16 protein-coding genes are annotated in these 14,465 nt (G+C 71.0%); 9 read left to right on the top strand and 7 right to left on the bottom strand.

Annotated elements, in window-relative coordinates:
• Positions 1-22 precede the first annotated feature (22 nt).
• On the bottom strand, positions 23-661 hold the full coding sequence (locus tag OG352_RS40075; RefSeq protein WP_443072369.1) for an inorganic phosphate transporter: 639 nt from the start codon (positions 659-661) through the stop codon (positions 23-25).
• A gap of 123 nt (positions 662-784) precedes the next feature.
• Between OG352_RS40075 and OG352_RS28985 the strand changes: the two genes are divergently transcribed.
• The 3 genes from OG352_RS28985 to OG352_RS28975 are packed head-to-tail and all read left to right on the top strand — an operon-like array spanning position 785 to position 2,436.
• Positions 785-1,186 carry a helix-turn-helix transcriptional regulator gene (locus OG352_RS28985; protein WP_329220952.1) on the top strand — a complete coding sequence of 134 codons (402 nt, stop codon included), beginning with the start codon at positions 785-787 and terminating at the stop codon, positions 1,184-1,186.
• Between the two features lie 9 nt (positions 1,187-1,195).
• On the top strand, positions 1,196-1,609 hold the full coding sequence (locus OG352_RS28980) for a VOC family protein (RefSeq protein WP_329220950.1): 414 nt from the start codon (positions 1,196-1,198) through the stop codon (positions 1,607-1,609).
• A gap of 5 nt (positions 1,610-1,614) precedes the next feature.
• A complete protein-coding gene (locus OG352_RS28975; protein ID WP_329220948.1) occupies positions 1,615-2,436 on the top strand; it encodes a VOC family protein in 822 nt (273 codons plus the stop codon).
• Positions 2,437-2,486: 50 nt separating this feature from the next.
• Here OG352_RS28975 and OG352_RS28970 read toward each other — a convergent pair whose 3' ends face one another.
• The 3 genes from OG352_RS28970 to OG352_RS28960 form a co-directional block, all read right to left on the bottom strand.
• The gene (locus OG352_RS28970; protein ID WP_329220947.1) at positions 2,487-2,756 is read right to left on the bottom strand and encodes a hypothetical protein; all 270 of its coding nucleotides are present in this window, start codon (positions 2,754-2,756) and stop codon (positions 2,487-2,489) included.
• Between the two features lie 285 nt (positions 2,757-3,041).
• A complete protein-coding gene (locus OG352_RS28965; RefSeq protein ID WP_329224006.1) occupies positions 3,042-4,100 on the bottom strand; it encodes a family 2 encapsulin nanocompartment cargo protein polyprenyl transferase in 1,059 nt (352 codons plus the stop codon).
• Positions 4,101-4,150: 50 nt separating this feature from the next.
• Entirely contained in the window at positions 4,151-5,557 is a 1,407-nt protein-coding gene (locus OG352_RS28960; RefSeq protein WP_329220945.1) for a family 2B encapsulin nanocompartment shell protein, read from the bottom strand.
• 112 nt (positions 5,558-5,669) lie between these two features.
• On the opposite strand from OG352_RS28960, the gene OG352_RS28955 reads away from it, so the two are divergent.
• Positions 5,670-6,629: a 1-aminocyclopropane-1-carboxylate deaminase/D-cysteine desulfhydrase gene (locus OG352_RS28955; protein ID WP_329220943.1), complete on the top strand. Its 960-nt coding sequence runs from the start codon at positions 5,670-5,672 to the stop codon at positions 6,627-6,629.
• A 28-nt stretch (positions 6,630-6,657) separates the two neighbouring features.
• Here the strand turns inward: OG352_RS28955 and OG352_RS28950 are convergent, their stop codons facing one another.
• Positions 6,658-8,256: a Na+/H+ antiporter gene (locus tag OG352_RS28950; RefSeq protein ID WP_329220941.1), complete on the bottom strand. Its 1,599-nt coding sequence runs from the start codon at positions 8,254-8,256 to the stop codon at positions 6,658-6,660.
• Between the two features lie 60 nt (positions 8,257-8,316).
• Between OG352_RS28950 and OG352_RS28945 the strand changes: the two genes are divergently transcribed.
• The 3 genes from OG352_RS28945 to OG352_RS28935 all read left to right on the top strand — a co-directional run bounded on the left by OG352_RS28945 (position 8,317) and on the right by OG352_RS28935 (position 10,435).
• Positions 8,317-8,577 (top strand): UBP-type zinc finger domain-containing protein, encoded by a 261-nt coding sequence (locus OG352_RS28945; protein WP_329220940.1) that lies wholly within the window; start codon positions 8,317-8,319, stop codon positions 8,575-8,577.
• A 290-nt stretch (positions 8,578-8,867) separates the two neighbouring features.
• Positions 8,868-9,281 carry an anti-sigma regulatory factor gene (locus tag OG352_RS28940; RefSeq protein WP_019058277.1) on the top strand — a complete coding sequence of 138 codons (414 nt, stop codon included), beginning with the start codon at positions 8,868-8,870 and terminating at the stop codon, positions 9,279-9,281.
• A complete protein-coding gene (locus OG352_RS28935) occupies positions 9,278-10,435 on the top strand; it encodes an RNA polymerase sigma factor SigF (protein WP_329220938.1) in 1,158 nt (385 codons plus the stop codon). The genes OG352_RS28940 and OG352_RS28935 overlap by 4 nt, the downstream gene beginning before the upstream one ends.
• Before the next feature lie 51 nt (positions 10,436-10,486).
• Here OG352_RS28935 and OG352_RS28930 read toward each other — a convergent pair whose 3' ends face one another.
• A complete protein-coding gene (locus tag OG352_RS28930; RefSeq protein WP_329220936.1) occupies positions 10,487-10,927 on the bottom strand; it encodes a hypothetical protein in 441 nt (146 codons plus the stop codon).
• Positions 10,928-11,014: 87 nt separating this feature from the next.
• On the opposite strand from OG352_RS28930, the gene OG352_RS28925 reads away from it, so the two are divergent.
• Together OG352_RS28925 and OG352_RS28920 are read left to right on the top strand one after the other, a co-directional pair.
• The gene (locus OG352_RS28925) at positions 11,015-11,983 is read left to right on the top strand and encodes a diacylglycerol/lipid kinase family protein (protein WP_329220934.1); all 969 of its coding nucleotides are present in this window, start codon (positions 11,015-11,017) and stop codon (positions 11,981-11,983) included.
• Between the two features lie 320 nt (positions 11,984-12,303).
• Complete coding sequence (locus OG352_RS28920; protein WP_006380970.1) at positions 12,304-12,561, top strand: WhiB family transcriptional regulator; 258 nt, start codon at positions 12,304-12,306, stop codon at positions 12,559-12,561.
• A 221-nt stretch (positions 12,562-12,782) separates the two neighbouring features.
• Here the strand turns inward: OG352_RS28920 and OG352_RS28915 are convergent, their stop codons facing one another.
• Positions 12,783-14,258: a sensor histidine kinase gene (locus OG352_RS28915; RefSeq protein WP_329220933.1), complete on the bottom strand. Its 1,476-nt coding sequence runs from the start codon at positions 14,256-14,258 to the stop codon at positions 12,783-12,785.
• Positions 14,259-14,465 lie beyond the last annotated feature (207 nt).

Here is a 14,465-nt window from a genome sequence, read left to right as displayed (position 1 = left end):
GTGGCCCGTCCGCCGAGGTCGGCTACTGGACCGCGGCGCCGAGCGGGAAGGCGGGCGGTGCGGCGGGCAGCAGTCCGCTGAGCTCGTACCGGCATTTCTGCGCGACGCGGCAGGATGCCGAGTTGTCCACCTGGTGCAGGAGTTCAAGGAGGTCCATCGGGCTGAGCTTCCACTGCCGTACGGGGTCGATCTGCCGGATCGTGAAACGGGTGCGCTGCTCGCTCTGCGACACCGCGGCGACACCGGCCACGAGCGGCGAGGCCACGGCCGGGATCAGCACCTTCTCGGCCACCTTGTCGAAGTGCACGCCGTGCGAGCCCGCACCGACCCGCACCGCGCCGATCAGCCCGCCGAACAGGGCGTGGGACGAGCTGGACGGCAGCCCGACCAGCCAGGTCAGCAGGTTCCAGAGGATCGCCCCGACCAGCCCCGCGAAGATCATCCCCGGACTGACGAGGGTGTCGTCGACGATGCCGCCGGAGATCGTCTTCGCGACCTCGGTGGACAGGAACGCCCCGACGATGTTCAGGGCCCCGCTGATCAGCACCGCTGTTCTCGGCTTGAGCGCGCCGGTGGCGATGGAGGTGGCCATCGCATTCGCCGTGTCGTGGAATCCGTTGGTGAAGTCGAAGGCCAGGGCCGTGACGATGACGACCGCCACGAGGAACGTGATGTGGTCCGTTCCCTCATGGGAACAAGCGCTTCCGTACGGCAGGCGAACTGGAGGCAAAGCCTGCTCCAGGTCCCCGCGCCCACCGGGTGAGGATCGTGCGATGCTGACGTGATGACCCTCGAGGACCTGGTACGGCTGCGGCAGGCACGCGACCGGATGGACCGCGAGTACGCCGAACCACTCGACGTCCCCGCCCTCGCGCGCACCGCGCTGATGTCGCCGGGCCACTTCCAGCGCAGCTTCCGCGAGGCCTACGGCGAGACGCCCTACGGCTACCTGATGACCCGCCGCGTCGAGCGCGCCAAGACCCTGCTGCGCCGCGGCGACCTGTCCGTGACGGAGGTCTGCATGGCGGTCGGCTGCACCTCGCTCGGCTCCTTCAGCTCCCGCTTCACCGAGCTGGTCGGCGAGACCCCGAGCGCGTACCGGGCGCGGTCGCACGAGCCGAGCGCGGTGATCGCGCCGTGCGTGGCCCGCACGTACACCCGCCCCAGGCACGGCCGACGTGCCTAGGCTGACGTCATGGACCTCAAACTTCACCAGTGTTTCGTCGCCGTCGACGACCATGACAAGGCCCTGCACTTCTACGTCGAGGTGCTCGGTCTCGAAGTCCGCAACGACGTGTCGTTCGAGGGGATGCGGTGGGTGACCGTCGGGTCGCCGCTGCAGCCGGACGTGAACATCGTGCTGGAGCCGCCGGGTGCGAACCCGGACTTCTCCCCCGCCGACCGGGAGGCGATGGCCCGGCTGCTCGCCAAGGGCGTGCTGCGCGGGGTCATCTTCACCACCGCCGACTGCGACGCGCTGCACGCGCGCGTGCGGGAGGCCGGCGTCGAGGTGCTCCAGGAGCCGACGGACCAGCCGTACGGCGTGCGCGACTGCGCGTTCCGGGACCCGGCGGGCAACATGCTGCGCTTCATGGAACGGACCACGTGAACCGGATGACCCGTCCGATTCATCAGGCTTGTCCCGCGCCTCCGGCTTCTCCGGTTCGTCTGGTTCATCCGGTCCGCTGGGCCTACGCCTTCGTCGACCGGCCCGCCGCGCACTTCGATCGGGCCTGCGGCTTCTGGACCGCCGTCACGGACACGGACCTGTCCGAACTCCGGGGCGGGGACGGGGAGTTCGCGACCCTGCTGGCGGCGGGCGCCGACGCCTGCGTCAAGGTCCAGGCGGTCGCGGACGGCGTCGGCGGCGCGCATCTCGACCTCGCCGTCGAGGACGTGCCGGGCTTCGTCGAGGAGGCACTGAAGCTGGGGGCGGAGACGGCCGCCGTGCACGAGGGCTGGGCCGTACTGCGTTCCCCCGCCGGGCAGTTGTTCTGCGCGGTGCCGTGGCGCGGCGAGTCCGTACGGCCGCCCGTGGTGTCCGGCAGCCGCCTCGACCAGGTGTGCCTCGACGTCCCGCCGACGGCGTTCGAGGCCGAAGTCGCCTTCTGGAGCGGCCTGTTGCCCGACTGGTCGGCCCGGCCGGGATCGCGGCCCGAGTTCCACGTGGTCGAGCCCCCTCCCGGCCCGCCGATCCGCATCCTGCTCCAGCGACTCGACGAGGAGCGGCCGGAGGAGCGGGGTTCGGCCTCCGCGCATCTCGACCTGGCCTGCGGTGCGGACGTCGACGCCGTGCGCGTACGGCACGAGCGGCTCGGCGCGGTCCTGGTCGCCCGCCACCCCCACTGGACGGTGCTGCGCGACCCGGCGGGCGGCCTGTACTGCCTCACCGGGCGCGACGCGCAGACGGGCGGACTGCCGCGGGGCCACGCGTAGCGGCAGGGCGGGTGGGGCCGACTGCCATGAGGTGACGTCACGCGGTGACGTCACGAGCTCCTGACGGTGGGCGTTCCAGGCTCCTGGCCGGGCTCGGAGACGTCGGGTTCGGAGACGTCGGACCCGGGGACCTCGGGCCGGGAGACCTCGGGCTCGGGCACGTCGGGCTGGGCGCCCGGTTCCACGTACGCCTCGCACTCCGGGTTGTGGCACGGGCCCGGCACCCAGCGCGGCACCCACGCGCCCAGCGTCTTGTGACGCCGGATGACGGACTGTACGGGCTGCCCGCAGTCGGGGCAGACGCGTTGTTCCCTGTCCATGTCCTCAGGGTAGGGCGGCCCGCACGCGAACGCCCCCCGCCGTGCGTCAGTGTTCTCCGCCGTACGTCCGGACCACCGCGCCGTTGCCGAAGGAGCGCACGCCGCCGAAGGCGAAGCGGGCGACGTCGAAGCCCCCGGCAACCTGCGGAGTCAGGAGCCGCAGGGTGCCGGGGGTGCCGGGGACTTCAGCGGGGCTCTGGCTACCTCCAGTTACCTCTGGTTACTCTGGTTACCTCTAGTCGCCGCCAATTACTTCCAGTTGCCGCTGATCACTTCTCGTTGCCCCTAGTTGCTGCGCCGTGTCACGAATTCCGCCAGGGAGAGGAGGTCGCCTGCCGATTCCGGGTCCGGGATGGCGCGGGCCAGCTCGTGCATCGCGCGGGACATGCGGTCGGCCGCCTGGTCCTGCGCCCACGCGCGTCCGCCCGCCCGCTCGACGGCCAGCGTCGTGCGGTCCAGGTCGGCCGGTTCGTAGGGCGCCGCGTACAGCTCGGCCAGTTCGCCGGCCGCCGGGGTGCCGGAGGTCAGCGCGGCGACCACCGGCAGGGACTTCTTGCGTACGGCGAGATCCGCGCCGGCCGGCTTGCCGGTGTGCCGCGGGTCGCCCCATATGCCGATGACGTCGTCGATGAGCTGGAAGGCGAGCCCGGCCTCCCGGCCGAACGCGTCCAGCGCCTCGACGTCCTCCTCGGCCGCCCCCGCGTACAGCGCGCCCACGGCGCAGGCGCAGCCGAGCAGCGCGCCCGTCTTGGCCTCGGCCATGACGAGGACCTCGTCCAGGGTGATGTCGGCGGGGCCGCGTTTCTCCATGGCCGTGTCCGCCTGCTGGCCGGCGCACAGTTCGACCACACAGGCCGCGACCCGGACGGCGGCCGCCGCGGACGCGGGGTGCGGATCCCCGGCGAGCAGCCCGAGGGCGAGGGCCTGCAGGGCGTCCCCGGCGAGGATCGCGTCGGCGTCGCCGAACACGGTCCAGGCGGTGGGACGGTGCCGGCGGGTGGTGTCCCGGTCCATCACGTCGTCGTGCAACAGCGTGAAGTTGTGGACCAGTTCGACCGCGGCGGCCGCCCGGACTGCCGCCGCGCGGGCCGCCGGGCCGCCGAGCGCGGCGGCCGCGGCGAGCACCAGGGCCGGGCGGATCGCCTTGCCCGCGTTGCCCGCCGCCGGGGTGCCGTCCGCGTGCTCCCAGCCGAAGTGGTAGAGCGCGATCCGGCGCATCGAGCCGGGCAACGAGTCGATCGCCGCCCGCAGTTCGGGGTCGACCGACGCCCGCGACCGCTCCAGGATCACCGCCGCCTCGTGCCCGTCGGCCGCCCCCGGACCGCCGTTGCCCTGACTCCCGATGGACCTCCGCCTTTCGCGCGCCTCGCCCCGGTACCGCCTGGTGGCGGAGGTCACCGCCAGCGGCCGATCTCGACGTTCTCCAGAACGCCCAGCGCGTCCGGCACCAGGACCGCGGCCGAGTAGTAGGCCGTGACCAGGTAGTTGATGACGGCCTGTTCGTTGATGCCCATGAACCGCACGGACAGGCTGGGCTCGATCTCGTCCGGGATGCCGGGCTGGCGCAGGCCGATGACACCCTGGTCCTGCTCGCCCAGACGCATCGCGATGATCGAGCTGGTACGGGCTTCGGTGACCGGGATCTTGTTGCACGGGTAGATCGGCACGCCGCGCCAGGTGGGGATGCGGTTGCCGCCGACGTCGATCGTCTCGGGGACGAGCCCGCGCTTGTTGAGCTCACGGCCGATCGCGGAGATCGCGCGCGGGTGGGCGAGCAGCATCTTGGTGCCGCGCCGCCTGCTGAGCAGTTCGTCCAGGTCGTCCGGGCTGGGCACGCCGTCATGCGGCTGGAGGCGCTGGTCGTACTCGCAGTTGTGCAGCAGCCCGAACTCCCGGTTGTTGACGAGCTCGTGCTCCTGGCGCTCCTTGAGCGCCTCGACCGTCAGCCGCAACTGCTGCTCGGTCTGGTTCATGGGCTGGTTGTACAGGTCGGCCACGCGCGAGTGGATGCGCAGGACGGTCTGGGCGATGCTCAGTTCGTACTCGCGCGGCCGGGCGTCGTAGTCCACGAACGTGTGCGGGATGTCCGGCTCGCCGGCGTGGCCCGCGGCCAGGTCGACTTCCTTCTCGCCGTACTTGTTGGTGCGCTGCTCGGGGATCGCGCGCAGTTGCTGGAGATGCTCACGCAGGGAGTCGGCGCGCTCCGCGACCTGCTCGACGTCCTGCCGGGCCAGGATCAGCACCGTGCAGGCGGTGTGGGCGCGGGCGGTGTACTCCCAGATGGCGTCCGCGTCGAGCAGCGCCTGGTCGCCGAAGTACGCCCCGTCGGCGAGGACTCCGAGGACCTGGTCGTCGCCGTAGGGGCCGGTGCCGACCTTCTCGACGCGGCCGTGCGCCAGCAGGTAGACCTCGTCGGTCTGGCTGCCGAAGGAGGCGATGAGCTCACCGGGGCCGAACTCCCGCTGCCGGCAGCGCTGGGCGAGCTCCCCGAGCACCTCCTCGTCCTCGTAGGAGCGCAGTGCGGGCAGTTCGCCCAGCTCGGCCGGGATGACCTCGACTCGGTCGCCGGTCTTGACGAACGTGATGCGGCCGTCGCCCACCGCGTACGTCAGACGCCTGTTGACCCGGTAAGTACCACCCTGTACGTCCACCCAGGGCAGATTGCGCAGCAGCCAGCGCGAGCTGATCTCCTGCATCTGCGGTGCGGACTTGGTCGTGGTGGCCAGGTTCCGCGCGGCCGCAGTGCCAAGACTCTGCTGCGGCTTGCCCGACTCCGTGCGGACCTCTTCGCCTACCGACATGAGAAATGCCCTCCCGATTCATGCACGGACGCCGAACTGCGCCGGTGCACTGTTCACACGGGCAAGCCTTCCATCACGGAGTGTGGTCTTGCTATTACCCGAAAGAGCGGGAATGGATCATCGTGGGCTGGGAAGAGGCACGTTTCACCGAACGGTGTTCGACAATGGGCGGGTGACCGACCTGCGCCCCCGCCTCCCCTCACCCCTCCAGGAAGTGGCCGACGACCGGTTCGGGCGGCACGGCGTGCGGCTGCTGCTGAAGCGGGACGATCTGATCCATCCGGAGCTGATCGGCAACAAGTGGCGCAAGCTGGCGCCCAACCTGGAGCGGGCGGCCGGGCGGACGCTCCTCACCTTCGGCGGCGCCTACTCCAACCATCTGCGGGCCACGGCCGCCGCCGGCCGGCTTCTGAGGCTGCCCACGGTGGGCGTGGTGCGCGGCGACGAACTGGCCGGCCGGCCGCTGAACCCGTCCCTGGCCAGGTGCGCGGCCGACGGCATGCGCCTGCACTTCGTGGACCGCTCGACGTACCGCCGCAAGACCGAGCCGGAGGTGCTGAAGCGGCTGCTGAAGAGGCTTCTGGGCGCGGCCGGCGCGGAGGACGCGTACGTCGTCCCCGAGGGCGGCAGCAACGCGGCGGCGGTGCGCGGCTGCCGGGCGCTCGGCGAGGAGCTGCGCGGCCACGCCGACGTCGTCGCCCTCGCCTGCGGCACCGGCGGCACTCTCGCGGGCCTGGCCGCCGGTCTGGCCCCCGGCCAGCGGGCCCTGGGCATCCCGGTCCTCAGGGGCGGCTTCCTGGGCGAGGAGATACGGGCACTCCAGGAGGCGGCCTTCGGGGGCCGGCGGGGCGAGTGGCGGCTCGACGAGCGCTTCCACTTCGGCGGGTACGCGCGCGTGCCCCCGGAACTCGACGCGTTCGCCGAGGACTTCGAGCGACGGCACGGCGTGCCCGTGGAGCGTCTCTATGTCGCCAAGTCGCTGTACGGCCTTGTCGCCCTGGCCGAGGAGGGCGCGTTCCCGCGCGGGACCCGGCTCGCGGCGGTCGTGACGGGCGCGCCGTTTCCCGCCTGAAGCCCCCGCTTCCTCTCGTGAGGCCCGCTCACGTCGCCTCCCGGAAGGCCGCCGCCTCCTCCAGGTCCAGTCGGCGCAGCAGCGTGCGCAGCATCTCGTCGTCGATGTAGCGGCCGTCGCGCAGCCGGACGAACATCTCGCGCTCGGCGCTGATCATCTCGCGCGAAAGGCGCCGGTAGGTGTCGTCGACGGTCTCGCCGGTGACCGGGTTGACCTGGCCGAGGCGCTCCCAGACGGCGTTGCGGCGGCGCTCCAGGACGTCGCGCAGGCGGTCGGCGAGGGGCGGGGGCAGGGCGTTGCGCTCGTCGGCCAGGAGGGCGTCCAGGCGCTCTTCGGCGACCCGGGATGCCTGCGCCTGGGCGTTGGCCTCGGCGAGCGTCGCGGCCTGCGGGTCGGGCTCGGGGAACTTCAGCAGGCGGATCAGCGGCGGCAGGGTCAGGCCCTGCACCACCAGGGTGCCGATGACCGTCGTGAAGGTCAGGAACAGGATGAGGTTGCGGTGCGGGAAGGGCGCGTCGCCGTGGTCCACGGTGAGCGGGATGGAGAAGGCGATGGCGAGCGAGACCACGCCCCGCATGCCTGCCCAGCCGACGACGACCGGCCCCCGCCAGGTCGGGTTCTCCTCCCGCGCGCGGACGCGTGCCGACAACAGCCGGGGCAGGAAGGTCGCCGGGTACACCCACAGGAAGCGGGCCGCGACGACCACGAGGAAGAGGGCGATCGCGTACCAGGCGGCGTCCAGGCCCGCGTAAGCGCCGAGGCCCCTCAGGACGACCGGCAGTTGCAGGCCGATCAGCGCGAAGACGGCCGACTCCAGGACGAAGGCGACCATCTTCCACACCGCCTCCTCCTGGAGCCGGGTGGCGAAGTCGACCTCCCACGCGCGGTGGCCGAGATAGAGCGCGACGACGACCACGGCGATGACGCCGGAGGCGTGGAACTGCTCGGCGGCCGCGTAGGCGACGAACGGGATCAGCAGGGAGAGCGTGTTCTGGAGCAGAGGCTCCTTCAGGTGCGTGCGCAGCCAGTGCAGCGGGGCCATCAGGATCAGGCCGACGGCGGTGCCGCCGACGGACGCGATCAGGAACTCCTCGATGCCGCCGGCCCAGGACGCGCCCTCGCCGACGACGATCGCGAGGGCCACCTTGTAGGCGGTGATCGCGGTGGCGTCGTTCAGCAGGGACTCGCCCTGGAGGATGGTGGTGATCTTCGAGGGGAGGCCGACCCGGCGCGCCACCGCCGTCGCCGCGACCGCGTCCGGCGGTGCCACCACCGCGCCCAGCACCAGCGCCGCCGTCAGCGGCAGCCCGGGGACCAGCAGGTAGGCGGCCCAGCCGACGGCGAAGGTCGCGAAGAGCACGTATCCGACCGACAGGAGGGCGACGGGCCGCATCTGGGCGCGCAGGTCGAGGTACGAGCTGTCGGAGGCCGAGGTGTACAGCAGCGGGGGCAGCAGGAGCGGCAGGACGATGTCGGGGTCCAGGGTGTAGTCCGGGACCCCCGGCAGGTACGACACCACCAGGCCGACGGCGACCAGCAGCAGCGGCGCGGACACCGGGGTGCGCCGGGCCGCGGCCGCGATCGCCGCGCTCCCCGCCACCAGCAACAGCAGTGGCATCACGTCCATGTCTGACCCGCCCTCGTTTTTCCGCGCGGTCGTCCGCACACCCGTCGTAATCTGGCAATCATGAAACAGTGCACGCACTCCGACGCGCTGCCCGACCCCGAACCCGTCCCGCTCGGCGAGACGTGTCCGGAGTGCCTGCGGGACGGTACCCACCCGGTGCAACTGCGGCTGTGCCTGACGTGCGGCCACGTCGGCTGCTGCGACTCCTCGCCGAGCCGGCACGCCACGGCGCACCACAAGGAGTCCGGTCATCCGGTGATGCGGACCTTCGAACCCGGCGAGAGCTGGCGGTGGTGCTTCGTGGATCACGTCCTGGTGTGAACTTCTGCGGGGGTTCGGCCGTTGAACTCAGAGACGCCCCGGCCGTCCGGCGGGTACGGTTCGACCGTCTGACGTCTGGGTACGTCAACCCGGCGCGCCTTCTTCCCATTTGGGCCGACAGACCTCTAGACACGGAGCGTGTTCACAGCTTTACTGTGAGTGACGCAGGGGGTTGGGGTCCCGGGGACAGGAAACTTGAGAGCGCGATAGCGTCACCGCTGCACCACACACGCGTTACCCCGGGGGGCGACCCTCGGCCCCGAAAAGCTTGTACCACCTTGGAGGTGAGGGTGTCCCAGATCGCAGGCGAGCCCGCGACCCAGGACTTCGTGGAAGTCCGGCTGCCGGCTGCGGGTGCCTACCTGTCGGTGCTGCGGACGGCCACGGCCGGCCTCGCAGCCCGTTTGGACTTCACCCTGGACGAGATCGAGGACCTGCGCATCGCGGTGGACGAGGCTTGCGCGATCCTGCTCCAGCAGGCCGTGCCCGGCTCGGTACTCAGTTGCGTGTTCCGACTCGTCGACGACTCGCTCGAAGTCACCGTCTCGGCGCCGACCACGGACGGCCACGCCCCGGCGCGTGACACGTTCGCGTGGACCGTCCTGTCCGCGCTCGCGGGCAAGGTGTCCTCCGCTGTCGACGAGGACAAGACCGTGTCGATCAGCCTCTACAAACAGCGCGGCGCGGGACCCGGGCCGGCGTGAGGAACGGGGACGGGCCGGTGCGGGACGAAGAGCGCGGCACACGGGAGCTGCCGGCCGGGAGCGCCGGGATTCCCGTCTCTCCGGACGGTTCCCGACGCATGGCGGACGGCATCGACGGCATCCCCGAGCAGGCCCGGCCGCATCCGGAGGACCACTCGGCCTCCGCGCAGGCGGGTCTGCCGGAGGGTGCCGTGCAGGGCCCACCTCGGGAGAGGCGGCCCGGGGGTGCGCCCCCGGGCCGAGCAGAGGAGAGGGCTCGACAGAGCGCGACGGGCGGGACGATGAGCGAGCACGAGCGAGACGGCGTACAGAGCGTGCCGGGCACGCAGCACGAACCACCACCGACACCGGTGCCGGCACCGACCCCGGCACCGGCACCGGCACCGGCCTCGACATCGTCGGTGGACCGCAGCGGAGCAAAGGCGATGTTCGTCGAGCTGCGCAAGCTGCAGGACGGCAGCACCGAGTACGCGGAGATGCGCAACCAACTGGTCCGCATGCACCTGCCGCTCGTCGAGCACCTGGCGCGGCGGTTCCGCAACCGCGGCGAGCCGCTGGACGACCTCACGCAGGTCGCCACCATCGGCCTGATCAAGTCGGTCGACCGCTTCGACCCGGAGCGCGGCGTGGAGTTCTCCACGTACGCGACCCCGACGGTCGTCGGCGAGATCAAGCGGCACTTCCGCGACAAGGGCTGGGCGGTGCGGGTGCCGCGCAGGCTCCAGGAGCTGCGGCTGTCGCTGACGACGGCAACGGCCGAGCTGTCGCAGCAGCACGGCCGCTCCCCCACGGTCCACGAGCTCGCCGAGAAGCTGGCGATCTCGGAGGAGGAGGTCCTGGAGGGCCTGGAGTCCGCGAACGCGTACTCCACGCTGTCCCTGGACGTCCCGGACACCGACGACGAGTCCCCGGCGGTCGCCGACACCCTCGGCGCGGAGGACGAAGCGCTGGAGGGCGTCGAGTACCGGGAGTCGCTCAAGCCGCTCCTGGAAGACCTCCCGCCGCGCGAGAAGCGGATCCTGTTGCTGCGGTTCTTCGGCAACATGACCCAGTCGCAGATCGCGCAGGAGGTCGGCATCTCGCAGATGCACGTCTCCCGCCTGCTGGCGCGCACCCTGGCCCAGCTCCGGGAGAAGCTCCTCGTGGAGGAGTGAGGGCGTCGAAAAGTGACGGCGTCGAAAAGCAGTGGCGGCCAGGAGTAGCGGCTACTCCGATGTGCGGCCGGGCCCCCGGATCCCGAGGGCCCGGGTCGTCTCGCCGTTGACGAGCAGGACGAGCGACGCGACGGCGACGGCCGCGAGCGCGATGCCCGCCGGGATCGCCATGCTGTCGGCCTGCAGCAGGCTGTAGGCCACCGGCAGCGCCATGATCTGCGTGATGACGGCGGGCCCCCGGCTCCAACTGCGCAGGCCCAGCAGCCCACGGGCCGCGAGCAGCGGCAGCAGCGCCAGCACGATCAGCGTGACTCCCCCGGTGACGGCCTGCTGACGGTCGTCCGGGTCACCGCCGATCCCGAGCACGAGCATCCACACCCCGCCGACGACCAGCGCCAGCCCCTCGAGGCCGGCGAGCGCGGCGGCGTACGTCAGCCGGCGCGGGCGGGGTGGTGTGGTCTGCGGGGCGGCGGGGGTCTGCTCACTGCTCACCCCCGAAGGGTAGCCCGCGCCGCTCGCCGGGCCCCGATCCCCACCTCGCCCTGTGACCGGTAAGGCCCAGTAGGTACGCTGCAACTCATGCGTGCACTTCTCGTGGTCAATCCGGCGGCAACCACCACCAGTGCACGGACGCGCGATGTCCTCATCCACGCCCTCGCGAGCGAGATGAAGCTCGAAGCGGTCACCACCGAGTACCGCGGGCACGCGCGTGACCTGGGCCGGCAGGCGGCGGAGAGCGGAAACGTCGACCTGGTCGTGGCCCTCGGCGGGGACGGCACGGTCAACGAGGTCGTCAACGGCCTGCTGCACTCCGGGCCCGACCCGGACAGCCTGCCCAGTCTCGCGGTGGTCCCCGGCGGCTCCACCAACGTCTTCGCCCGCGCCCTGGGTCTGCCCAACGACCCCGTGGAGGCCACCGGCGCGGTGCTGGACGCCCTGCGTGACAAGACCGAGCGGACGGTCGGTCTCGGCCTGGCCGCGGGCACGCCCGGCACGGAGGACGAGGCGGTGCCCTCGCGCTGGTTCACCTTCAACGCCGGGCTCGGCTTCGACGCCGGAGTGGTGGGCCGGGTGGAACAGCAGCGCGAGCGCGGCAGAAGATCCACACACGCTCTCTACATTCGCCAGGCCGTGCGCCAGTTGTTGGGTGAGTCACAACGCCGGCACGGGTCGATCACCCTGGAACGGCCGGGCGCGGAGCCGGTGACCGATTTGGTGCTGTCCATAGTCTGCAACACGGCTCCGTGGACCTATCTGGGCAATCGCCCGGTGTACGCGTCGCCTAAGGCCTCGTTCGATACGGGGCTCGACGTACTCGGTCTCAGCCGTCTGTCCACGGCCTCGGTTGCCCGATATGGCACACAGTTGCTCACTTCGTCCCCCGAACGGGGACCGCACGGCAGGCATGCCGTCGCCCTGCACGACCTGGACCAGTTCACCTTGCATTCGAAGGTCCCGCTACCCCTCCAGATGGACGGTGACCACCTGGGGCTACGGACTAGCGTGACGTTCACAGGCGTACGCCGTGCACTGCGTGTGATTGTGTGAGCAGAAAGGGCTGAAGTCCTTTCACTCGAACGTTTAGACCAGGGTCCACCCCATGGAAGTACGGCTGTGACCTAGTAGACACCGAGGAATCAAAAAAAACTTTCCGGTAGGGGTTGTATCCGCCGCTGAGGTTTGCGAGTCTCTACGTGGCGATCGGGACGGCCCGCAACACCAGCCTCCACTGATCACCGGAACCCCTCTTCAATCAACAGGAGCCCGTCAGCGAACCTGACGGGCGGCCCTTCACTTGTTGAGGGATTCGTGAAAGCGTTCACATTCACAAGCAACCCTGCACGTAATACCAAGGAGAGGTAGCAGCCATGGACTGGCGTCACAACGCCGTTTGCCGCGAGGAAGACCCCGAGCTCTTCTTCCCCATCGGCAACACCGGTCCTGCGCTGCTGCAGATCGAGGAAGCCAAGGCCGTCTGCCGTCGCTGCCCGGTTATGGAGCAGTGTCTGCAGTGGGCGCTCGAGTCCGGCCAGGACTCCGGCGTCTGGGGTGGTCTCAGCGAGGACGAGCGTCGCGCCATGAAGCGCCGCGCCGCCCGCAACCGTGCCCGTCAGGCCACCGCCTGACAACACCCTCCCCGCGAGCCTGAGCTTGGCGGCGCGTACAGCGAGTACGCATCTCCCGCCCCCGAGCCGCAGCGCGCAGTACCCCCGATGCGCAGCACACGCTGGCAACGAGCATTCGAGCCCCGGACCCCTGAACGGTCCGGGGCTTCTTGCTGTGCCCGCACGGTCTTACGCGGGTCTTACTTCTGTGGCCGTGCTTCTGTGGCCGTGCTTCTGTGGTCCTACTTCTGTGCGTGCACCGGGATGTCGAGGATCACCCGCGTGCCGCGCTCCGGCGCCGGGACCATGTCGAAGGTTCCGCCCAACTCACCCTCCACCAGCGTCCGTACGATCTGCAGGCCGAGGTTGCCGGAGGTGTGGGGGTCGAAGCCCTCGGGCAGGCCGACGCCGTCGTCCTGGACGGTGACCAGGAGGCGGGCCTCCTTCGTGGTGCCGCCGCGGACCGCGGAGACCTCGACCGTGCCGGTGTCGCCCTCGCGGAAGCCGTGCTCCAGGGCGTTCTGCAGGATCTCGGTGAGGACCATGGACAGCGGGGTGGCGACCTCGGCGTCCAGGATGCCGAAGCGTCCGCTGCGCCGGCCGGCGACCTTGCCCGGCGAGATCTCGGCGACCATCGCCAGCACGCGGTCGGCGATCTCGTCGAACTCCACGCGCTCGTCCAGGTTCTGGGAGAGCGTCTCGTGCACGATGGCGATGGAGCCGACCCGGCGCACGGCCTCTTCGAGGGCCTCCCGGCCGCGCTCGGAGTCGATGCGGCGGGCCTGGAGGCGGAGCAGGGCGGCCACCGTCTGGAGGTTGTTCTTCACCCGGTGGTGGATCTCCCGGATGGTCGCGTCCTTGGTGATCAACTCGCGCTCGCGGCGGCGCAGTTCGGTGACGTCACGGAGCAGGACGAGCGCGCCGATGCGGGTGCCCTTGGGCTTGAGCGGGATGGCCCGGAACTGGATGACCCCGTCCCTGGCCTCGATCTCGAACTCCCGGGGCGCCCAGCCGCTGGCGAGCTTGGCGAGCGCCTCGTCCACCGGGCCCCGGGTCGGGGCGAGTTCGGCGGTGATCAGGCCGAGGTGCTGGCCGACCAGATCGGAGGCGAGGCCCATCCGGTGGTAGGCGGACAGCGCGTTCGGGGAGGCGTACTGGACGATGCCGTCGCCGTCGACGCGGATCAGGCCGTCGCCGACGCGGGGGGCCGCGTCCATGTCCATCTGCTGGTTGGGGAACGGGAAGGAGCCCGCCGCGATCATCTGCGCGAGGTCGGAGGCGCTCTGGAGGTAGGTGAGCTCCAGACGGCTGGGGGTGCGCACGGTCAGCAGGTTGGTGTTGCGGGCGATGACACCGAGCACGCGGCCCTCACGCCGTACGGGGATCGACTCGACCCGGACGGGGACCTCCTCGCGCCACTCCGGGTCGCCCTCGCGCACGATCCGCCCCTCGTCCAGGGCCGCGTCCAGCAGGGGGCGGCGGCCTCGGGGAACGAGGTGGCCGACCATGTCGTCCTGGTAGGAGGTGGGGCCGGTGTTGGGGCGCATCTGGGCGACGGAGACGTAGCGCGTGCCGTCGCGGGTGGGGACCCACAGGACCAGGTCGGCGAAGGAGAGGTCGGAGAGCAGTTGCCACTCCGAGACCAGCAGATGGAGCCACTCGAGGTCGGAGTCGTCGAGTGCGGTGTGCTGGCGTACGAGTTCGTTCATGGAGGGCACGTCTGTGAGCGTACCTGGGGGTATGTGCGGGGCCTAAAAGCGGCGGCCCGGAAACACCCGCGGGCCGCGGCGCCTGAGAGGGACCCTCAGCCCTCCCGGCACCGCAGCCCGGAGCAGAATCGGCCGCGGGGTGTGCGGTCCCGTCGGCCGAAGGTGAGGATCCGGGGCAGTCAGGGCAGAGAGCACCGGGTCCTCGGTCCGTCTTCC

Source organism: Streptomyces sp. NBC_01485 (assembly GCF_036227125.1).
Classification (GTDB): Bacteria; Actinomycetota; Actinomycetes; order Streptomycetales; family Streptomycetaceae; genus Streptomyces.
This window is presented reverse-complemented; position numbering and strand designations above follow the sequence as displayed.